The following is an 18,506-nucleotide window of genomic DNA, read 5'->3' as shown; positions in this document are numbered from 1 at the left end:
CTCAGGCTCCAAGCTCGGCGAGCATCAGATAGGCGAGCCGCGCATGATGGGGGGCGACGCCGCCGCGGGCGCCCTCCCCCTGCGGCGGCGCGCCGAGCGAGGCGAGCCGGATCGTCGTCGCCTCGTCCGGCGGGGCGATGCGCGGCGCCGGCCGGGGCGCGCCCGGCGAAGAGTCGCCGATCTTCTCGGCGAAGCGCTCGCGCACTTCGGCGAGGGTCCGGGGGCTGCCGTCGCGATCGTAGAAGACCCAGCGATTGGCGCGGGCTGCCGAAGGCATCACCGAAGCGGCGGCGGCATTCGGATTGGCGTCATGCGCCTCGAGGAAGCGGCGGGCGCCGCCGGCGCCGAGGAAATGAGCCAGATAGAGATCGACCGGCTCCGCCTCGCGGCCGAGGCGGCTCTCGAGATAGGTGCGATTGTCGGCCGCGAATTCCGCGGCCATCGCCGAGGCGGCCTCGGGCTGGCGACGAAGATCGAGGACCGCGCGGCGCATTGCCGGATCGGCGACGTGATAGCGGCCATTGGCTCCGCGCGAGATCGCGCCGGCGGCCCAGCCCAGCCCGTGCTCTGCGCCGTGGCGGTGGACGGTGGCGAGCCAGGTCTGGTCGATGAACTGGAACAGGCCGGTCGCGCTCGAGGTGCGTGCGCGCGCGTTCGGATCGAGGCCGCTTTCGATCCGCGCCTGGTTGAACAGATAGTCGAAGTCGACGCCGGTGCGGGCGGCGGCGAGCTGGATCGCGGAGCCGACGCGGCCCGCAAGACCGGTCCCCTGGCTGCCTGTGATCGTCGCTTGAGACATGATGCCCCCTTCTGGTTCGGGAGCATCGGAGCAAGGAGCGTGCCAACCCGCCTTACCGGCGGCGTCGGCAGACGGGGAAGGCTATCTTCCCTCTCTGGCGTAGAGGGCGACGCGGCCGCGGCCCCCGGCTTGGGCCAGGCGATCGAGCCGGCGCTGCATCGCGTCCGTCAGAAAATTGACGCGCATCTGCGCCTCGTCGGACAGGCGCAGCAGCTCGGTCGCGCGCGCAGGAACGTCGGGGGTCGCGGAGACGGCGCCATCGTCGCGCAGCGTCTCGACGCAGGCACGACAGCATTCCACCGCCGTCTCGACGGCGGCGATGTCGTTGGAATCGAGCGCGGCGATCAGCGCCTCCTGGGCGCCGCGCATCGCGTCGAGAGGATCCGGAGAGGTCACCGGAGCGGCAGATCGAGCTCGAGCATGCGCTCGGCGATCCGCGTCGGATCGACCGGATAATTGCCGGCCTGGATCGCCGCACGGATCGCGGCGACCTTGTCGCTGTCGACCGGCGCGCCGGCCGCGACGATATCGGCGACCGCGCCGCCCGCGGCGGGCCTCGCCGCCGAGCTGCCGGCCTGGCCGGCCGCCTGCGCCGGCGCGCTCGCGCCGGGCTTGCCCAGACCAAGGCCGATGCGGGCGGGACCGCTCTTTCCGACTCCGTCGATCATGTCATTCCTTTCTCGCGCTCGCTCGCGCTTGCATCAGTAACGGCCGGGTTGACGATCAGTTAAATCCGGGAAGGGCGACTCGTCCATCGCGCAGCACTTCGCCGATGACGCGGCTGGTCGTCCGGCTGCCGCGGCCGTTGGCGGCGGCCACCTCGCGGCGGACGCGAATGCGCTCGCCGGGGGCGCCGTCCTCTTCGGCGATGCCAGTCGTGCTGACGGTGAAGCTGCGGCTCATGGCGACGAGCTGGACCTGATCGCCGCGGCGCACGACCGGCTCGGCCGGCGCCGAGGCCGCGGCCGCAGCGCCGGAGGCGGCGACGGCGGTTCGGCTGCCGGCGGTGAGCGGCACCCGGATGCGCCAGCCGACGCTCTCGCAGCGAACCGCGACCGCGCCCATGGCCGGTGCCTCGACGGTCGCCGGTTCCGGGCATGGCCGCAGCCTGAGACGCCGGTCGATCGGCCGCGCCGGTCCACCGGGCTCGCCGATGGCGGCGCCCAGGGAGGCGGTCACCTGCGTCTCGAGCTGGTCGAGATCCTCGAAGGCCTGCGCCAGGGCCGGCCCGGCGACGAGGCCGGCGGCAAGGATCAGGTGTCGGAATTTCGTCGGCATGGCTGTGGCTCCAGAGACTTTCGTGCCTCTACAAGCAATGGTCGTGCCAGATGAGCGAAGGTCCGTGGGCCGACGATCGCGCGAGGCTGCGCCTTTATCTCCGCGCCGACGAGCGTCGAACATAGAGGTCGGTGCCCGGCTCGCCGCGATAGCCACGCTGCGTCAGCACGAATCCATGCTTGGTCAGCAGGCGGATCGAGACGGCATTGGCCGAATCCACCGTGGCCCTCACCTCCTCCATTCGGAGGAAGCCGTCGGCCAGAGCGAGCATGGCTGCGACGACCTCGTGGCCATAGCCCCGCCCCCACCGCTCCCGATCGAACCCGTAGATGATCTCCTCCGGCGCGTCTTCGGGGCGGGCGAAGCCGGCCCAGCCCACCATTTCCCCCGACGCTCTCTCGACCACGGCGCCGGTGCCATAGCCGTATCGATCGATATTCGCCCTCGACCGCCGGACCCAAAGTGAAGCATCGGCCTCGCTGAGGGCGCTTCCGTCGCCGACATATTGTGCGACGGCGCGATCGCGGAAGAGCGCGACGAGCTTCGCTACGTCCGCGGTCGTGAAAGGCCGAATTCGCAACTGCTCGGTCTCGATGGGCGGGTCCCTCATAGTCGCAGGACGACAGCGGAAGGAGGGCAAGGCGATGCGTCGGCCATCGACCGCAGCCTATCGCCGCGATCCGGATCGGCAAGGAAACGATCGATCGCGGCTTAAGCCGCCGGTGTCCCGGCAGGGATATGGAAGAGGCTGATCGACTGACCAGCTTCAGCGTCGGGCCTTGGCTGGACCGTGACGTACCGACCGTCGATGCCAAGCACCCGCGCCACTGCCGCCGCCCGCGCCGCGGCGAGCTCGAAGGCATCGAGGCGGGCGCCGGACTGGGTGCCCCCGCGGCTGGCCAGCTGCAAGGGGCGGCCGCTTTGACCTTCGGCCAGGGCTCGCAGGCGCGCGGCGCCGGCCGCGGTGAGACGGGCCTCGCCGGGCTCGAAGAGCAGGTCGGCCTGGAGGTCGGCGACGAGCGCGGCGTCGATTGTCGCCGCGGCGGTCGGCGCGCTCGTCGGCGGACGCATCGCGTGGAGCATGACGAAGCAGCCGAGCAGCAGCAGCGCCAGATCGGCGAAGCTGATCGCCCAGCGCGGGGCGGCGGCGAGCCTCATCGGACAGCGCGGGCGCGGGGGGGCGTCCAGCTTTGCCGCGCTTCCTCCTCCGCGCGCGCGAGCGCCTCGAGGCGGTCGAGCGCCCTCTCCTGCCAGCGCCGCTCGAGGTGGGACAGGCGCTCGAGCCGCGTCGCGACCGGCCCGGCGAGGCAGGCGGCGATGACGAGGCCGTAGAGGGTCGTCAGCATCGCCACCGCCATCGCCGCGCCCATGGTCGAGGGCTCGCTCATGCGCGCGAACATCGAGACGAGGCCGATGACGGTGCCGATCATCCCCATGGCCGGCGCGGCTTCGCCGGCGGTGCGCCAGACCGCGACGGCGCCCTCGTGGCGCACGCGCCGGGCCTCCATGTCGGCCTTGGCCCATTCGCGGAAGGCATCGCTGTCTTCGGCATCAGCCAGGCGGCGGGCAGCCTCGCGGACGAACTCGACCGGGGTCCGCACCCGGTCGGCGCAGGCGATCGCGCGGATATCGAGGATCTGGCCGATCTGGCGGACGGCATGGTCGGCCGCCTCGGCGTCGCGCTCGGGCCGGGCGTGCAGCAACGGGCGGAGGGCCGCGGCGGCGCGGCGGACGTCCGCAAAAGTGGAGGAGACCAAGGTCGCGGCGAGGGTGCCGCCGCCGACGAGGAGGAGGGACAATGGATCGAACAATCGCGCCGCGCTGTCGATCATCGTCCCTCCCTCTCCCCACGCAAACGGACCGGCAAGATCCTGCCGGCTGGCGGCAAGGATTTGCCGGTCTCGCCCCCGCAACGCCGATTTACCGGCAGGAACCCCGGTACGCGCCAAACTGGCACGGCCATTGCATCCACCAGCCCGCAAGCCCTCGCCTATCGGATAACGGCAGGCGGCGGGCGAACTTTAGGAACGACGCGATGGCACAGGAAAACTCGCTGTTCGGAATCCACGGCACCGCGCTTGCGCTGCGCTCGCAGCGCCTGTCGCTGCTCGCCTCGAACATCGCCAATGCCGCGACCCCGGGCTACCGGGCCCGCGACATCGACTTCAACCGCGCCCTGCAGATGGCCGGCCGCGGCTATGACAGCCAGCGCGCCGCCGAGGAATCGGTCGCCTATCGCGTGCCGGTGACGCCTTCGCTCGACGGCAACACGGTCGAGCTTTCCACCGAGCAGACCCTCTTCGCGGAGAATGCGGTCCAGTACCGCACCACCCTCTCCTTCCTCGAGGGCCGCATCAACACGCTCAAGCGCGCGCTCAAGGGAGAATGAGCATGGACCGCCCGCTCTCCGTCTTCGACATTGCCGGCCGCGCCATGTCGGCGCAGCTCGTCCGACTGAACGCCAACGCCTCCAACCTCGCCAATGCCGGCACCGTCTCCGGCACCCGCGAAGGCGCCTATCGGGCCATCCGCCCGGTCTTCCGTACCGTCGAGGCGGGGCCGGGCGTCGCCACCGTCGGCGTCGATCGCGTCGTCGCCGGCGGCATCGAGCCGACCCGCCGCCACGCCCCCGATCATCCGCTGGCCGATGCCGACGGCTATGTCTGGGAAGCCGGCGTCGACCATGCCGCCGAGCTGATCGAAATGGTCGAGACCGCGCGCCAATATCAGAACAACGTCCAGGTCCTGCAGACCGCCAAGACGCTCACCCTCGACACCTTGAGGCTCGGCCAATGATCGATCCCATCTCCTCCAATGCGCCCGGCTCGACCACCGGCGCCGGCCCGGCCAACGGGCTCGACCAGAACGCCTTCCTGAGGCTGCTGACCACTCAGCTCACCACCCAGGATCCGTTCAACCCGGTCGACAATACCCAGATGGTCGCCCAGATGGCGCAGTTCAGCCAGGTCGCCGGCATCGCCGAGATGAACCAGAAGCTGGAGGCGATCGCCGGGGCGCTCACCGGCAATCGCATCGGCGACGCCGCGAGCTGGATCGGCCGGGCGATGCTGGTCGAGGCCGACGTCGCCACGCCGCTCCGCGACGGCAGCTATGCCGGCGAGCTCGAGCTCGGCGCCGCCGCCGACCAGGTCACCGTCAGTCTCGTCGACGAGAACGGGTCGGTCGTCCGCAACATCACGCTCGGCGCCCAGGAGGCCGGCCCCGTCCACTTCAGCTGGGACGGCCTCGGCGAGGACGGCGAGCCGGTCAATGCAGGGCCGCTTCGCGTCGTCGTCAACGCCCGCGCCGGCGGATCGCCGGTCGAGACCGCCACCGCCACCTGGACCACGATCGGCGGAATCCAGTCGCCCGCCAATGGCGGCGAGGCCCGCCTGGTCACCGGCCTGGGGCTGCTCGCCCCCGACGCCGCCATCCGCATTTCCTGAATTCCCCCAAAAGGAGCCTTTCCGATGTCCTTCTACACCTCGCTCTCCGGCCTTCGCGGCGCGCAGACCGATTTGTCCACCATCTCGAACAATATCGCCAATGTCGGCTCCTACGGCTTCAAGCGGAGCCGCACCGAGTTCGGCGACATCATGCCGGCTTCCTCCAAGACCGCCGGCCAGGGCGTGCGGCTCAAGGGCATCCAGCAGCAATTCACCCAGGGCGGGTTCGAAGCGTCCGCCCGCGAGCTCGATCTGGCCATTTCGGGATCGGGCTTCTTCGTCACCCGCAACAGCCTGGAGGGCGGCCCCACCTATTTCACCCGCAACGGCTCGCTCTCGATCGACGCCGATCGCTATCTGACCGACTCCAACGGTGCCTATGTGCAGGTGATGCCGGCCGACGCGAACGGCAATATCGCCAGCGCCAGCCTGGGCTCGGCCAGCGCGCTGCAGCTGCCGCTGACCTCCGGCACGCCGCGCGCGACCAGCCTGATGAACGTCTCGGCGACCTTGCCGAGCACGGCCGACAAGCCGGCCGACCGGCCGGTCTACAGCGCCAGCAACCCCTATGCCTTCGACCGGCTCGACCCGAACAGCTACAATTATTCGCAGCAGACCACGGTCTATGACAGCGAGGGCAGCGCCATCCCGGCCATGCTCTACTTCGTCCGCACCGGATCGGTCGCCGACGGCGACGCCGCCGACACCTGGGAAGCCCATCTGTTCGTCGGCAACGAGGAAGCCTCGACCGTCACCGGCTCGACCCCGGCCACCCCGATCGAGCTCACCTTCGATGCCAGCGGCGCGCTCACCAGCCCGTCCGGCGCGACCGCCTTCGGCGACGTCTTCCCGACCGGCGCCTCGGCCCCGCTCGCCATCTCGCTCGATTTCGGAACCGCCACCACGCAGGAGACCGCTTCCTTCAGCGTCGGCGCCTTCGAGCAGGACGGCATCGCCTCGGCCCGGTTGAACGATATCTCGATCGGCGACGACGGCAGCATCACCGCCACCTTCTCGGACGGTTCGACCCAGGTGCTCGGCCAGTTGCTGCTCGCCAATTTCGCCAACCCGTCCGGCCTTCGCCAGCAGGGCGACGGCCGCTGGACGGTCACCGGCGAGAGCGGGCAGGCCCAGGTCGGCGCAGCCGGCGGCGAGGGCTTCGGCCGCATCCAGTCGGGCACGCTCGAGCGCGCCAATGTCGACATCACCGACGAATTGGTCTCGCTCATCTCGGCCCAGCGCAACTTCCAGGCCAACGCCAAGGCGATCGAGACCGCCAACGCGATGACCCAGTCGATCATGAACCTGCGCAGCTGAGGCTGAACGGGACCGGAGACTGAATCATGGACCGTCTGATCCACACGTCGCTCTCGGCGCTGCGCGGTGCGATGCACCGCCAGACCGCGGTCGCGCACAACCTCGCCAACGCGAACACCACCGGCTTCCGGCGGGAGATCACGTCGGCGCGGGCGCTGTGGATCCGCGGCGAAGGCTTCGACGCCCGTGCCCAGTCCTCGCAGGAGGTGCTCGCTGCCGACATGAGCGCCGGCACGGTCAACCAGACCGGCCGCGATCTCGACGTCGCGATGCAGGGCGACGCCCTGCTCGCCGTCCAGCCCGCCGCTGGCGGCGAGGCCTATACCCGCCGCGGCGACCTGATGACGAGCCCCTCGGGCGTCCTCACCACCGGTGACGGCCATGTCGTCCTCGGCGAGCAGGGCCCGGTGACGATCCCGCCCGCCGACTCGGTCCGGATCGACCAGGACGGCACGATCTGGATCGTCCCCACCGGCGGCGACCCGAACCAGCCGGTCCAGGTCGACCGGCTGAAGCTCGCCTCCCCGGCCGGATCGGAGATCCGCAAGGGCCTCGACGGCCTGTTCCGGGTCCCCGACGGCGGGGTGCTGCCGTCCGACCCGCAGGCCCGGCTGACGCCGCGGAGCCTCGAAGGCTCGAACGTCGAAGTCACCCAGGGCCTGATGGACATGATCGAGGCGAGCCGCGCCTGGGAGACCCAGCTGCGGCTCATCACCACCGCCCGCGACATCGACACGTCGGCCGCCGACCTGATGCGGCTGCCGGGCTGAACGAAATCCAAGGAGCAGTCCAATGTCCAACGCCGCCCTTCACGTCGCCCGCACGGGCCTAGACGCCCAGGCCGCGCGGATGCGCGTCATCGCCAACAACCTGGCCAATGTGAACACGACCGGATTCCGTCGCGACCGCGCGGAATTCGAGACGCTCGCCTACCAGATGATGACCGCGCCCGGCGCCGCCGCCTCCGGCGACAACCAATATGCGGTGGGCCTCAATCTCGGCACCGGCGTCCACATGACCGGTACCGCCCGGGTCAACACCCAGGGGACGCTGAGCACCACCGGCAATCCGTTCGACCTCGCCATCGAGGGCGACGGCTATTTCCGCATCCTGCGCCCCGACGGCAGCACCGCCTACAGCCGGGCCGGCAATTTCCACCTCTCCTCGGAAGGCAAGATCGTCACCTCGGACGGGATGCCGCTCCAGCCCGAGATCCAGGTCCCCGAGGGCGCCCAGTCGGTGACGATCGGCGCCGACGGCACCGTCTCGGCGACCCAGCAGGGCCAGACCGAGGCGACCGAGATCGGCCGGATCGAGATCGCCCGCTTCGTCAACGAAGCCGGGCTCCAGGCGGTCGGCGGCAATCTCTACATGGAGACCGCCGCCAGCGGCCAGCCGCAGGTCGGCAGCCCGGGCGAGGAGGGCCGCGGCGCCCTGCGCCAGGGCGCACTCGAAGGCTCCAACGTCAATGTCGTCCAGGAACTGGTCGACATGATCGAGACCCAGCGCGCCTACGAGGTGAACGCGAAGATGGTCTCGGCGACCGACGAGATGCTCCGCAACGCCAACCAGCAGCTGTGATCGTGAAGCGCGCCTTCTTCCTCGCCATGGCGGCGACCCTGCTCTGCGCCGGCCGCGAGCCGCGGCCGAGCTACGAGCCGAGCTTTCCGGAGGCGCCGCCGCCGGCGCCGGCCAATGGCGCCATCTTCCAGGCGTCGAACGGCTATGCCCCGCTCACCAGCGGCAACCGCGCCGCCGCGATCGGCGACGTGCTGACCATCGTCCTGGTCGAGCGGATGCAGGGCACGACCACCAACGGCGCCGACACCAACCGCGACGGCAGCCTCGGCCTGACTCCGCCGACCACCGGCCCGCTCTCCTTCTTCCAGCCGAGCGACGTCGCGATGGGCGGCAACAACGAATTCACCGGCGCCGGCCGCTCGACCCAGGCCAATTCGCTGTTCGGCGAGATCAGCGTCACCGTCGCCCAGGTCCTGCCCAACGGCAATCTCGTCGTCCGCGGCGAGAAGAGCGTCCGGATCAACCGCGGCGACGAATATATCCGCGTCGCCGGAATCGTGCGGCCGCAGGATATCGGCCACGACAATCGCGTCCCCTCCACCCGGGTCGCCGACGCGCAGATCGCTTATTCCGGCCGCGGCGAGATCGCGCGCGCCAGCCGCCAGGGGTGGCTGCAGCGCTTCTTCACCATCATCAGCCCGTTCTGAGGTTTCCCATGCTCAGCCGCCTCCTTCTCCTCCTCGCCGCCCTCGCCGCCTTCGCGGCGCCGGCCCATGCCACGCGGATCAAGGATCTCGGGGCCTTCCAGGGCGTGCGTCCGAACCAGCTGGTCGGCTACGGCATCGTCGTCGGTCTCGCCGGCACCGGCGACGACAATCTCGAATACGCCACCCGGGGCATGAGCGGGATCGCCTCGCGCTTCGGCCTCACTTTGCCCCCGGGCGTCAATCCGGCCCTCAAGAATGCCGCGGCGGTGATGATCACCGCCGAGCTTCCCGCCTTCGCGCGTCCGGGCCAGCGGCTCGACGTCACCGTCTCCGCGCTCGGCCGGGCCCGATCGCTGCGCGGCGGCACCCTGGTAATGACGCCGCTGCGCGGCGCCGACGACCAGATCTACGCGATGGCGCAGGGCAATCTCGCCGTCGGCGGCCTCGGCGTCTCCGCCCAGGACGGCTCCCAGGTCTCGGTCAACGTGCCCTCGGCGGGCCGCATCCCGAACGGCGCGACCGTCGAGCGGGCGGTCGATGCCGGCTTCGCCTCGGCGCCGCAGCTCACCTTCAATCTCGCCGATGCCGACTTCACCACCGCCCGGCGAGTCGCCGACGCGATCAACGGCGATCTCGGCCAGCCGCTCGCCCGCGCGGTCGACGCCGTGTCGATCGCGATCGAGGCACCCTTGGGAGCCGAGCCGCGCACCGCGATGATGAGCCGGATCGAGAATATCCTGGTCACTCCGGCCGACGCGCCGGCGCGGGTGATCGTCAATGCGCGGACCGGCACCGTCGTCATCAACGGCGCGGTCCGGATCAGCCCCGCCGCCGTCAGCCACGGACGGCTGACCGTCGCGGTCGAGGAGAATCCAACCATCGTCCAGCCGGCCCCCTTCTCCCGCGGCCAGACCGCCGAGGAGCAGAACAGCAATATCGAGGTGGCGGAGGAGCGAGTCCGCATGTTCGAGATGGCGCCCGGCGCCGAACTCTCGGACATCGTCCGCGCCGTCAACGCGATCGGCGCCGCGCCCTCGGACCTGGTCGCGATCCTCGAGGCCCTCAAGCAGGCCGGCGCCCTGCGCGCCGAGCTCGTCGTCCTGTGATCGGCCCTCTTTCCCAGGCCGGCGGCAGCGCGCCCGCCGCCGCGGGCACCGGCGAGCCGGATCCGCGCCTGCGCGAGGCGGCCCAGGCCTTCGAGGCGGTGTTCCTGCGCCAGATGATCGGATCGATGCGCCAGGCCAAGCTCGGCGAGGATCTGCTCGGCAGCGCCGCCGCCGATCAGTTCCGGGACATGGCCGACGCCCGGCTCGCGGACACCATGGCCGAGCGCGGCGGCTTCGGCATCGCCGAGATGCTTCTCAACCAGTTCCAGAGGCGGAGCCCGAGATGAGCGACCTTATCAGCATCGGCGCGTCGGCCGTGAAGGCCTATAAGGGCGCGCTCGGCGCCGTCGGCGAAAATGTCGCCAATGCCGAGACGCCGGGCTATTCGCGCCGAACGGCCATCCTCCGCCAGGCACCGACTCCGGGGGTCAATCCCGACCCGGTCTACCGCGAGCAGATCCTGTTCAGCGGGGTCGACATTGCCGGCGTCGCCCGCGCCTGGGATTCGTTCCGGGCTACCGAGGCCCGGCTTTCGGCGGCGGCGGCCGGCAATGCCGAGACGCGTTCGCAATGGCTGACCACGGTCGAGAACGCGCTCGGCAATGGCGGCATGACCGTCGGATCGTCGCTCACCGCCTTCTTCAACGCCGCCGGCGCGCTCGCCTCCAATCCTGCCGACCCGGTCGCGCGATCGGCGGTGCTGCTGACGCTGCGGGACACGGCCGGCGCCTTCAACACCAGCGCCAACGCGCTCGAGCGGGTGTCGGGCGGGATAGAGGACGCCGCGCGGCTGGACGCGGAGACCGTCAACAGCGCCCTTCGCGCGCTTCACGAGATCAACGGCACGATCCGCGCGACCGCGCGCGGCAGCGCCTCCTATGCCGCGCTCGAAGATCAGCGCGAGCGGCTCATCGACGATATCGCCCAGCGCCTCGACGTCCAGGTCTCCGTCGCCGGCGACGGTACCGCCAGCCTCGCCCTCGACGGCGCCGCCTCGGTCTCGCTGCTCAACGGAGTCGGCTACGCCGTGATCGGGGTCGACGCGGCGAGCGACGGACGGATCGCGCTGCGGATCAGCAAGGAAGGGACCACCGTGCCGCTGCCGGCGACGGCCGGACGACTGGCCGGGCTTGTCCAGGTCGCCTCCGTCACCGCCGATCGCCGTGCCGCGCTCGATGCGCTCGCCGCCGACTTTGCCGGCGCGATCAATGCCTGGTCGGCGGGCGGAATCGACGCCAATGGCGATCCCGGCGCGGACCTGCTCGACGGAAGCGGCGGCGCCGCCGGCTTCGCGGTGCTGATCGACGACCCCGCGCTCATCGCCGCCGCTTCCACCGACGGGCGGGCGAACGGCAACCTGCTCGCGCTTGACGGGCTGCGCGGCGCGGGCGGCGTCGAGTCGCGCTGGGACGCGATCGTCGCAGACACGGCCCAGTCGCTCGCCTCCACCCGGTCGGAAGCGGCCGCGGCCTCGGCCTGGCGCGACAATGCCTATGCCGCGCTCGACGAGATCACCGGCGTCGACCTCGACCGCGAGGCGGCCGAGCTGCTCCGCTACCAGCAGGCCTACAGCGCCGCGACCCGGATCCTCCAGGTCGGCCGCGACACCTTCAACGCCATCTTGGACGCTCTCTGAGGAACTGAACCATGATCACCGGCACCCGTTACCGCCTCAGCCAGGAAATCCACCGGCAGCAGAAGCTCGCCGGCCTGATCGACCGCGGCATGGTCGAGATATCGACGGGCAAGCGCATCCAGACTCCGTCCGACGATCCGGTCGGCGCCGCCCGCGTCTCGGACATCGCCCGGCTTCAGTCCAACATCGTCACCTGGAAGAGCAATCTGCAGACAGCGGCGGCCATCTCTCAGCGTGCGGACGACGCGCTGGAGGCGACCGCCACGGCCGTCACCCGGGCCAAGGAGCTGATGATCTCCGCCACCACCGGTACCCTGTCCGACGCCAACCGCGCGACCATCGCGCTGGAGCTTCGCTCGATCGCAGAGGAGATCGCAACGCTGCAGGGCAGCCGCGACTCCCGGGGCGAGCCGCTCTTCCCCGTGGCCGATGCGCTCGAGATCCCGGTCGGCGAGGGGCTGCGCGTCCGGGCCAGCGGGACGCGCTCCTCCGTGTTCGACATGGATACGGCCGGCGGGCCCAAGGATCTCGTGGCCATCATCACCGATGCCGCCGACGCGATCGAGCTCACCGATCCCGTCGCCCGCAAGACGGCCGGCGATGCCTCCCTCGACGAGCTCGAGACCTCCGTGGTGGGGATTTCCGCCGCGCAGGGCGAGCAGGGCACGCGGGGCAAGCGGATCGACAATCTCCTCGACGCCCTGGCCGCCTCCAATCTCGGGGCCGAGGAGGAGCGCAAAGGGATCGAGAGCGCCGACGTCACCGAGGTGATCGCCAAGCTCCAGGCGCGCCAGCTCACCCTGCAGGCCGCCCAGGCCGCCTTCGCCCGGATCAATGCGAGCACCCTGTTCGACATCCTGCGGTAAGGCCGGATCTTTTTCCTCCCCCGCCTGTGCCGGGGAAGCGGAGCGCGTGAAACGCGGTCGAGGGGCTCTTCAGCGCAGGGGCCCCTCGACCCTGTTTCGCAGGCTTTCCTCCGCGTGAAGTCCCGGGGCACGAAGCTCCGTCATATTCTCCGCCAACGCTAAATTCCTCGCGCCCCTGCCGTTAATACTTTCGAGGCAGGCTTTCTTTGCCCACTGGCCAGTTCGGGGATTGAGCGGATGTTTCCAGCCGTCGGTATCATCGTCGTCATCATCATGGTGTTCGGCGGGTTCATCGTGGGCGGGGGCAGCATCGGTGTCGTCCTCCACGCTCTGCCCCTCGAGATGCTGATCATCGGCGGCGCCGCGCTCGGCGCGACGATCGCCGGAAACTCGATGCGGGAGCTGAAGGCGCTGGGCGGCGGCTTCGCCAAGGTCTTCAAGGGCGCGCGCTACACCAAGCAGGATTTCCTCGATACGATCTTCCTGGTGTCGCGGCTGATGAAGATGCTGCGCACCGATGGCCCGGTCGCGGTCGAGCCGCATATCGAGGACCCCAAGGCCAGTCCGATCTTCGCCGAATATCCGCGGCTGCTCAAGGACGATACCCTGGTCCACCTGATCTGCGACACTCTCAGGCTCGTCGTCGTGTCGTCGGGAACGCTCGATCCCCACGCGGTCGAGGAGGTGATGGACAATGCGATCAAGACCCACCACCACGAGGCGATCCGCCCGGCCAACACGCTGCAGACCCTGGCCGACGCGCTCCCCGCGCTCGGCATCGTCGCGGCCGTGCTGGGCGTGGTGAAGACGATGAGCTCGATCGACCAGCCGCCCGCCATATTGGGCGAGATGATCGGGTCGGCGCTGGTCGGCACCTTTCTCGGCGTGCTGCTCGCCTACGGCTTCGTCGGTCCGTTCGCCAACCGCGCCCGCCAGGTGATCGAGGCGGATGCGGCCATCTATCACGTGGTCAAGCAGATCGTCATCGCTTCGCTCCACGGCCATCCGCTGCCGCTGGTGATCGAGGCCGCCCGGTCGGGGATCGCCCATACGAACCAGCCGGCCTTCGCCGACGTGTTCGACGGCATGCGGGGCCGGTAGGGCCATGGCGACGAGCGCGCGGCGCGGCCGCAACGAGCCCGAGCCGCGGCCGATCATCGTCAAGAAGATCGTGGCGGACAATCACGACGCCCATCATGGCGGCGCATGGAAGATCGCCTATGCGGACTTCGTCACGGCGATGATGGCCTTCTTCCTGCTGCTGTGGCTGCTCGGCTCGACCGACGAGGACCAGCGCAAGGGCCTTGCCGACTATTTCACACCGACCCTGATCGAATACCGCCAGAACAGCGCCGGCTCCGACGGGATCATGGGCGGCGACTCGATCGTCGCCGCCGAGAATTACCCGCATCGCGCCGCCCAGACCGGTTCGCGGGCGATCGTCATTCCGCGCGACTCGACCGGCGGACTCAGGGAAGGCGAGGCGCCCCGGTCCGAAGACCGCGAGCGCTTCGAGCAACTGCGCCAGGAACTCATGCGTCGCATCCAGGCCACGCCCGAACTCCGCCGCCTGGCGAGCCATATCCGCTTTTCGGAGGACGATGAGGGCCTTCGCATCGACTTGATGGACGAAGCCGATTTCTCGATGTTCAGGGTCGGCACCGAACAATTGCTTCCAGAGGCGCGGCGACTGGTGCAGGAGGTCGCGCAGGTGATCGCGGGATTGCCCAACGAGATCGTGATACGGGGCCATACGGACGCTCTTCCTTATGCCGCGGGCCGGACGATGAACAACTGGATGCTGTCGACGGCGCGGGCGGAGGCGACCCGAGCCACGCTGCACGGCGCGAGCATCCCGGTGTCGCGTTTCGCAAGGATCGAGGGGGTCGCCGAGCGGGACCCCTACGTCCCGCAGGACCGTTACGACCCACGCAACCGCCGGATTTCCATCACCCTCGCCTGGCGGCGCGGCGAAGCGGCGCCTCAGGTCGAACCGCCGCGAACCGATCGGAGCTGATGCTGAAGATCGTCCAACCCGCCACGCGCGAGCTCACGCACCAGCGCCTCTACGAGCGGATCGGCAAGTTCCTGCTGAAGCACGGACTGGTCCCCAGCCCGGAGAATTACAGCCTCGTCTACCAGCTGATCGTCGACAGCGATTCCGCGATGTCGCGCGAGGTGCGCAAGCTGGTCAGCGACGGGATCCGGCTCAGTCAGCCCGAGGCCGACCGGCTGCGCGAGGATTACGGGATCGTCGCCAGCCGCAGCGGCCTTGCAGAGCCGGTCGACGAGTCGGCGCTCGCGGCAGCGCGGATGCTGATCGAGCAGTTCGCCTCGACCGTCGAGCAGGCGCGCGCGGAGACGGAGAGCTACGGCCGCGACCTGGAGCAGGGGGCGGCAGCGCTCAAGGAGACCGGGAAGGAGAACGGTCTCGACAGCCTGCTCCGCCTGACCGGCGTGATCATCGAGCGGACTCGCGCGGCCGAGCAGAGGCTGGTGCAGGCGGAGAGCGAGACCCGAACGCTTCGCAAACAGCTCAGCGAGGTCGAGGAGGAGGCCCGGCGCGATCCGCTGACCAAGCTTGCCAACAGGCGCGCCTTCGAGGATCGCTGCCGGGAGCTGGACGCCGCCGGCGCGCCGGTCTCGCTCGCCATCTGCGACCTCGACCATTTCAAGCTGATCAACGACGCCCACGGCCATGCCGTCGGCGACCGCGTGCTCAAGATGATGGCGCGGCGGCTGGAGAAATTCTGCGGCGGCCACATGGTCGCCCGCCTCGGCGGTGAGGAATTCGTCATCCTGTTCGAGAAGATGAGCCCGGCCCAGGCGGCCGAGCTGGTCGACGATGCCCGCCGCGCCATGAACCGCAGCGACTTCGTCCTGCGCACGACCGGCGAGCGCATCGGCCAGATCACCTTCTCGGCCGGCATTGCGGCCAGCCCCGAGGGAACGACGCGGGCGCTCAATCGGGCCGACGAGCTGCTCTACGAGGCGAAGAAAGCGGGCCGGGACCAGATCCGCTTCGAGCCGAGCGAATAGCCGCCGCGCACGGGGCCGGCCTACCCCAGGGCCGGGCGGACTCCTTCCTGCAGGTGCGAAGCCCGTCCTTTCCTCCGTGAAGAATTCACGTGGCCGTTCAAATGCCTTGACCCCTGCCGTGATTGGGTCAGCTTATGCTGCAGAGCAGCGTAACGTCAGGGCCGGCCATGATGGACGTCGAACAGCTTCGTCAGCTTGTGGCACGGGAGCTCGCCATACCCGCCGACGCGGTGACGGAATGGGCCTCGTTCCGCGACGATCTCGGCGCCGATTCGCTCGACCTCGTCGAGCTCACCATGAGCATAGAGGAAGCCTATGACGTCGCCGTGACGGAGGACGAGGCGCTCGGCTGTGCCCGCTTCGGCGACGCCCTGCGGCTGGTCCGCGAGAAATGCCGGGCCCGGCCCAGGGTCGCGGCGTGACGGTCGACGCGCAGGGGCGGACAGCGCCGCGCGCGCGGCCGGGAGAGGATGGAAAGGCCTTCGACGCACGGAGGTCCCGATCATGTCCAGCCAGGATGGCGACTATTACCAGAAGCGTGCCGAGCAGGAGGTGGAGCTGGCCCAGCGTTCGACCGATCCGGTCGCCGTCCAGTTCCATTATGCCATGACCGAGCTCTATCTCGAGAAGCTTCATGGCGGCGCATCGCCGGCGCCGCGGCCCGGAGGGGCCGGACAATGACCTACGGGCTCGGCCTTCTTGCCGATGCCGGGCTGGTGATGATCGCCGACACCCGCACCAACGGCGGCGTCGACAACGTCTCCTCCTATCGCAAGCTCCATCGTCTCGTCGGTGATGGCGAGCGGGACATCTTCGCGGCAAGCTGCGGCAATCTGTCCGCCACCCAGGCGGCGATCGCCCTGCTCGTCGAGAAGGAGGAGGAGGAGGAGGCGGGCGAGCGGCTTGCCAGGCCCCTCGCCGAGGCGCGCTCGATGTTCCAGGCCGCGCGCATTGCCGGCGAGGCGCTGCGGCGCGCGAACGGCTGGGTGAGCGAGGCGCTGGCGCCGGCGCGCAAGGCGGGATCGTGCCTGCTGCTCGGCGGTCGCATCGGCGACGCGCCGCCGCGCCTGTTCCTGATCTACGAGGAAGGCAATTTCATCGAGTGCAAGCCGGACGCGCCCTTCCTCCAGATCGGCGAGACCAAATATGGCCGGCCGATCCTCGACCGGGTCGTCCGCCGCGACATGGCCTTGCCCGCTCTGGTCAAGATCGGCCTGCTCTCGTTCGATTCGGCGATGCGATCGAACCTCTCGGTCGCGCGGCCGCTCGACCTGGTCGTCGTTCCCGCCGCCGCGGACGAGGCGGTCATCGAGGAGCGGATCGGCGAGGATGATGCCTATTTCGATGCGCTTTCGGCCCGATGGTCGCGGCTTCTGGGCGAAGGCGCCGCCGCCATTCCCGATCCCTGGTTCATGAGCCCCGGCCGGCACGTACCGGCCGCGGGGAGCGTCGCCCGCCTGCGGCCCTGACCGCCTCCCGGCCCCTGTCGCGGACGCGGCGATTGGGATAGACTTTCCGCCCTCGCATTCCGCAAGGGAACGGAATGACCGCCGCTACCGAGCCCGCGCCCCGGATCGCCAGCCTGGACATCGTCCGCGGCGTGGCGGTGATGGGTATCCTGGCGATGAACATCGTCGCCTTCGCCATGCCTTTCCAGGCCTATATGGACCCGACCGCCTACGGCCTGGAAGGCGCGGCCGATTTCTGGTCGTGGGTGTTCAGCTTCGTGTTCGTCGACGGACGCATGCGCGGGCTCTTCTCCTTCCTGTTCGGGGCGAGCACGTTGCTGGTGATCGAGCGGGCGGAAGCGGCCGGCGTTTCGCCGGCGGCGGCGCATTACCGGCGGATGCTGTGGCTGCTCCTGTTCGGCCTGGCCCATTTCTATTTCATCTGGTTCGGCGACATATTGGCGGGCTACGCGCTGGTCGGCCTCGTCCTCTATCTGTTCCGGGACCAATCCGTACGAGGCCTCGTCGCCTTGGGCCTCGGCCTCGTGGCCATCCAGACCTTGGTCTTCCTGCTCCTCGCCGGCAGCATCTCCATGCTGGCACAGGCCGCGGCCGCGCCGGTTCCGGATCCGGAGATGGTTCGCCAGTGGCAGGCGCTGGAACGAGATTTCGGCGGCAGCGCGCCGGCGATCTCGCAGAACCTCGCCCTCCATCAAGGCAGCTGGTCGGGGCTGGTCGCCAACCGGATCGGCGAGCGCGGGATCGAGCCGTTCACCGGGGTCCTGATGTTCGGCTGGGAGACGCTCGGCTACATGCTTCTCGGCATGGCCGCGTTGAAGAGCGGCTTTTTCAAGGGCGAATGGAGCCTGGCTGCCTATCGCCGGGTCGCCCTCGGCGGGCTCGCTTTCGGCGTGCCGGCCTACGCCCTGCTCGCCTGGCTGGCGGTCCGCAGCGGCTTCGACATCCCCAGCATCTTCCTGATCGAGATGGCGGCGACGACGCCGTTCCGTCCGGTCATGGTGGTCGCCTATGCCGCGCTCATCATCCTCCTGTCCCGGCGCGGCGGCGCGCTGGTCGAACGCATCGCGGCGGCCGGCCGCGCCGCCTTCACCAACTATCTCGGCACCAGCCTGATCATGACCACGATCTTCTACGGCTACGGCTTCGGCCTCTATGGGACGATGAGCCGGATCCAGTTGTGGATCCCGGTCGTCGCCCTTTGGGCGCTGATGCTGCTCTGGTCGAAGCCGTGGCTGGACCGCTTCCGCTACGGCCCGTTCGAATGGCTGTGGCGCTCGCTCGCCCGCTGGCGGCTGGAACCGATGCGGTAGAGTCTGTCCTGG

25 protein-coding genes are annotated in these 18,506 nt (G+C 69.7%); 18 read left to right on the top strand and 7 right to left on the bottom strand.

Features of this window, described 5'->3' with window-relative positions:
- Position 1 precedes the first annotated feature (1 nt).
- From DDE10_RS17980 to DDE10_RS17950, 7 genes are all read right to left on the bottom strand, one after another.
- On the bottom strand, positions 2-799 hold the full coding sequence (locus DDE10_RS17980; protein ID WP_114954176.1) for a transglycosylase SLT domain-containing protein: 798 nt from the start codon (positions 797-799) through the stop codon (positions 2-4).
- Positions 800-880: 81 nt separating this feature from the next.
- Positions 881-1,195 (bottom strand): hypothetical protein, encoded by a 315-nt coding sequence (locus DDE10_RS17975; RefSeq protein ID WP_162806711.1) that lies wholly within the window; start codon positions 1,193-1,195, stop codon positions 881-883.
- Entirely contained in the window at positions 1,192-1,467 is a 276-nt protein-coding gene (flgM, locus tag DDE10_RS17970; RefSeq protein WP_114954174.1) for a flagellar biosynthesis anti-sigma factor FlgM, read from the bottom strand. The genes DDE10_RS17975 and flgM overlap by 4 nt, the downstream gene beginning before the upstream one ends.
- Positions 1,468-1,522: 55 nt before the next feature.
- Positions 1,523-2,077: a flagella basal body P-ring formation protein FlgA gene (locus DDE10_RS17965; protein WP_114954173.1), complete on the bottom strand. Its 555-nt coding sequence runs from the start codon at positions 2,075-2,077 to the stop codon at positions 1,523-1,525.
- Positions 2,078-2,171: 94 nt separating this feature from the next.
- Positions 2,172-2,687 carry a GNAT family N-acetyltransferase gene (locus DDE10_RS17960; protein WP_114954172.1) on the bottom strand — a complete coding sequence of 172 codons (516 nt, stop codon included), beginning with the start codon at positions 2,685-2,687 and terminating at the stop codon, positions 2,172-2,174.
- 101 nt (positions 2,688-2,788) lie between these two features.
- Positions 2,789-3,235: a flagellar motor protein MotB gene (locus DDE10_RS17955; protein ID WP_114954171.1), complete on the bottom strand. Its 447-nt coding sequence runs from the start codon at positions 3,233-3,235 to the stop codon at positions 2,789-2,791.
- Complete coding sequence (locus tag DDE10_RS17950) at positions 3,232-3,909, bottom strand: motility protein A (protein WP_114954170.1); 678 nt, start codon at positions 3,907-3,909, stop codon at positions 3,232-3,234. Before DDE10_RS17950 ends, DDE10_RS17955 begins: the two co-directional genes overlap by 4 nt.
- A 203-nt stretch (positions 3,910-4,112) precedes the next feature.
- Between DDE10_RS17950 and flgB the strand changes: the two genes are divergently transcribed.
- The 18 genes from flgB (at position 4,113) to DDE10_RS17865 (ending at position 18,494) form a co-directional block, all read left to right on the top strand.
- The gene (flgB, locus tag DDE10_RS17945; protein ID WP_114954169.1) at positions 4,113-4,466 is read left to right on the top strand and encodes a flagellar basal body rod protein FlgB; all 354 of its coding nucleotides are present in this window, start codon (positions 4,113-4,115) and stop codon (positions 4,464-4,466) included.
- Between the two features lie 2 nt (positions 4,467-4,468).
- Complete coding sequence (gene flgC / locus DDE10_RS17940) at positions 4,469-4,873, top strand: flagellar basal body rod protein FlgC (protein ID WP_114954168.1); 405 nt, start codon at positions 4,469-4,471, stop codon at positions 4,871-4,873.
- A complete protein-coding gene (locus DDE10_RS17935) occupies positions 4,870-5,523 on the top strand; it encodes a flagellar hook assembly protein FlgD (protein ID WP_114954167.1) in 654 nt (217 codons plus the stop codon). Before flgC ends, DDE10_RS17935 begins: the two co-directional genes overlap by 4 nt.
- A gap of 24 nt (positions 5,524-5,547) precedes the next feature.
- The gene (locus DDE10_RS17930) at positions 5,548-6,840 is read left to right on the top strand and encodes a flagellar hook protein FlgE (RefSeq protein ID WP_114954166.1); all 1,293 of its coding nucleotides are present in this window, start codon (positions 5,548-5,550) and stop codon (positions 6,838-6,840) included.
- Positions 6,841-6,866: 26 nt separating this feature from the next.
- A complete protein-coding gene (locus tag DDE10_RS17925; protein ID WP_114954165.1) occupies positions 6,867-7,610 on the top strand; it encodes a flagellar basal body rod protein FlgF in 744 nt (247 codons plus the stop codon).
- A gap of 22 nt (positions 7,611-7,632) precedes the next feature.
- Positions 7,633-8,421 (top strand): flagellar basal-body rod protein FlgG, encoded by a 789-nt coding sequence (gene flgG, locus DDE10_RS17920; RefSeq protein WP_114954164.1) that lies wholly within the window; start codon positions 7,633-7,635, stop codon positions 8,419-8,421.
- Positions 8,422-8,447: 26 nt separating this feature from the next.
- Positions 8,448-9,068, top strand: coding sequence for a flagellar basal body L-ring protein FlgH (locus DDE10_RS17915; protein ID WP_114954277.1), 621 nt, complete (start codon positions 8,448-8,450; stop codon positions 9,066-9,068).
- 8 nt (positions 9,069-9,076) lie between these two features.
- Positions 9,077-10,174, top strand: coding sequence for a flagellar basal body P-ring protein FlgI (locus DDE10_RS17910; RefSeq protein WP_114954163.1), 1,098 nt, complete (start codon positions 9,077-9,079; stop codon positions 10,172-10,174).
- Positions 10,171-10,461 (top strand): rod-binding protein, encoded by a 291-nt coding sequence (locus DDE10_RS23925; protein ID WP_284734752.1) that lies wholly within the window; start codon positions 10,171-10,173, stop codon positions 10,459-10,461. Before DDE10_RS17910 ends, DDE10_RS23925 begins: the two co-directional genes overlap by 4 nt.
- A complete protein-coding gene (gene flgK, locus DDE10_RS17900) occupies positions 10,458-11,810 on the top strand; it encodes a flagellar hook-associated protein FlgK (RefSeq protein WP_114954162.1) in 1,353 nt (450 codons plus the stop codon). The genes DDE10_RS23925 and flgK overlap by 4 nt, the downstream gene beginning before the upstream one ends.
- An 11-nt stretch (positions 11,811-11,821) precedes the next feature.
- Positions 11,822-12,676: a flagellin N-terminal helical domain-containing protein gene (locus tag DDE10_RS17895; RefSeq protein ID WP_114954161.1), complete on the top strand. Its 855-nt coding sequence runs from the start codon at positions 11,822-11,824 to the stop codon at positions 12,674-12,676.
- 237 nt (positions 12,677-12,913) lie between these two features.
- Entirely contained in the window at positions 12,914-13,777 is an 864-nt protein-coding gene (gene motA / locus DDE10_RS17890) for a flagellar motor stator protein MotA (RefSeq protein ID WP_114954160.1), read from the top strand.
- A 4-nt stretch (positions 13,778-13,781) separates the two neighbouring features.
- Positions 13,782-14,693, top strand: a complete 912-nt coding sequence (locus DDE10_RS17885) for a flagellar motor protein MotB (protein WP_114954159.1) — start codon at positions 13,782-13,784, stop codon at positions 14,691-14,693.
- The gene (locus DDE10_RS17880; protein ID WP_114954158.1) at positions 14,693-15,715 is read left to right on the top strand and encodes a GGDEF domain-containing protein; all 1,023 of its coding nucleotides are present in this window, start codon (positions 14,693-14,695) and stop codon (positions 15,713-15,715) included. The genes DDE10_RS17885 and DDE10_RS17880 overlap by 1 nt, the downstream gene beginning before the upstream one ends.
- Positions 15,716-15,882: 167 nt before the next feature.
- Complete coding sequence (locus tag DDE10_RS17875) at positions 15,883-16,137, top strand: acyl carrier protein (RefSeq protein ID WP_114954157.1); 255 nt, start codon at positions 15,883-15,885, stop codon at positions 16,135-16,137.
- 82 nt (positions 16,138-16,219) lie between these two features.
- Positions 16,220-16,396, top strand: a complete 177-nt coding sequence (locus tag DDE10_RS23550; protein ID WP_162806710.1) for a hypothetical protein — start codon at positions 16,220-16,222, stop codon at positions 16,394-16,396.
- Positions 16,393-17,184, top strand: a complete 792-nt coding sequence (locus DDE10_RS17870) for a proteasome-type protease (RefSeq protein WP_114954156.1) — start codon at positions 16,393-16,395, stop codon at positions 17,182-17,184. Before DDE10_RS23550 ends, DDE10_RS17870 begins: the two co-directional genes overlap by 4 nt.
- Positions 17,185-17,258: 74 nt before the next feature.
- A complete protein-coding gene (locus tag DDE10_RS17865) occupies positions 17,259-18,494 on the top strand; it encodes a DUF418 domain-containing protein (protein ID WP_114954155.1) in 1,236 nt (411 codons plus the stop codon).
- The last annotated feature ends 12 nt before the right edge of the window (positions 18,495-18,506 follow it).

Source organism: Sphingosinicella terrae, assembly GCF_003347635.1.
GTDB lineage: Bacteria > Pseudomonadota > Alphaproteobacteria > Sphingomonadales > Sphingomonadaceae > Allosphingosinicella > Allosphingosinicella terrae.
Note: the sequence above shows the minus strand (reverse complement) of the source record. Positions and strands in the feature narration are given on the sequence as shown.

Bases quoted from the DNA above. Each gene is read 5' to 3' on its own strand.
- DDE10_RS17980 (WP_114954176.1), bottom strand. From the start codon at position 799: ATGTCTCAAGCGACGATCACAGGCAGCCAGGGGACCGGTCTTGCGGGC.
- flgM (WP_114954174.1), bottom strand. From the start codon at position 1,467: ATGATCGACGGAGTCGGAAAGAGCGGTCCCGCCCGCATCGGCCTTGGT.
- DDE10_RS17965 (WP_114954173.1), bottom strand. From the start codon at position 2,077: ATGCCGACGAAATTCCGACACCTGATCCTTGCCGCCGGCCTCGTCGCC.
- DDE10_RS17960 (WP_114954172.1), bottom strand. From the start codon at position 2,687: ATGAGGGACCCGCCCATCGAGACCGAGCAGTTGCGAATTCGGCCTTTC.
- DDE10_RS17955 (WP_114954171.1), bottom strand. From the start codon at position 3,235: ATGAGGCTCGCCGCCGCCCCGCGCTGGGCGATCAGCTTCGCCGATCTG.
- DDE10_RS17950 (WP_114954170.1), bottom strand. From the start codon at position 3,909: ATGATCGACAGCGCGGCGCGATTGTTCGATCCATTGTCCCTCCTCCTC.
- flgB (WP_114954169.1), top strand. From the start codon at position 4,113: ATGGCACAGGAAAACTCGCTGTTCGGAATCCACGGCACCGCGCTTGCG.
- flgC (WP_114954168.1), top strand. From the start codon at position 4,469: ATGGACCGCCCGCTCTCCGTCTTCGACATTGCCGGCCGCGCCATGTCG.
- DDE10_RS17935 (WP_114954167.1), top strand. From the start codon at position 4,870: ATGATCGATCCCATCTCCTCCAATGCGCCCGGCTCGACCACCGGCGCC.
- DDE10_RS17930 (WP_114954166.1), top strand. From the start codon at position 5,548: ATGTCCTTCTACACCTCGCTCTCCGGCCTTCGCGGCGCGCAGACCGAT.
- DDE10_RS17925 (WP_114954165.1), top strand. From the start codon at position 6,867: ATGGACCGTCTGATCCACACGTCGCTCTCGGCGCTGCGCGGTGCGATG.
- flgG (WP_114954164.1), top strand. From the start codon at position 7,633: ATGTCCAACGCCGCCCTTCACGTCGCCCGCACGGGCCTAGACGCCCAG.
- DDE10_RS17915 (WP_114954277.1), top strand. From the start codon at position 8,448: ATGGCGGCGACCCTGCTCTGCGCCGGCCGCGAGCCGCGGCCGAGCTAC.
- DDE10_RS17910 (WP_114954163.1), top strand. From the start codon at position 9,077: ATGCTCAGCCGCCTCCTTCTCCTCCTCGCCGCCCTCGCCGCCTTCGCG.
- flgK (WP_114954162.1), top strand. From the start codon at position 10,458: ATGAGCGACCTTATCAGCATCGGCGCGTCGGCCGTGAAGGCCTATAAG.
- DDE10_RS17895 (WP_114954161.1), top strand. From the start codon at position 11,822: ATGATCACCGGCACCCGTTACCGCCTCAGCCAGGAAATCCACCGGCAG.
- motA (WP_114954160.1), top strand. From the start codon at position 12,914: ATGTTTCCAGCCGTCGGTATCATCGTCGTCATCATCATGGTGTTCGGC.
- DDE10_RS17885 (WP_114954159.1), top strand. From the start codon at position 13,782: ATGGCGACGAGCGCGCGGCGCGGCCGCAACGAGCCCGAGCCGCGGCCG.
- DDE10_RS17880 (WP_114954158.1), top strand. From the start codon at position 14,693: ATGCTGAAGATCGTCCAACCCGCCACGCGCGAGCTCACGCACCAGCGC.
- DDE10_RS17875 (WP_114954157.1), top strand. From the start codon at position 15,883: ATGATGGACGTCGAACAGCTTCGTCAGCTTGTGGCACGGGAGCTCGCC.
- DDE10_RS23550 (WP_162806710.1), top strand. From the start codon at position 16,220: ATGTCCAGCCAGGATGGCGACTATTACCAGAAGCGTGCCGAGCAGGAG.
- DDE10_RS17870 (WP_114954156.1), top strand. From the start codon at position 16,393: ATGACCTACGGGCTCGGCCTTCTTGCCGATGCCGGGCTGGTGATGATC.
- DDE10_RS17865 (WP_114954155.1), top strand. From the start codon at position 17,259: ATGACCGCCGCTACCGAGCCCGCGCCCCGGATCGCCAGCCTGGACATC.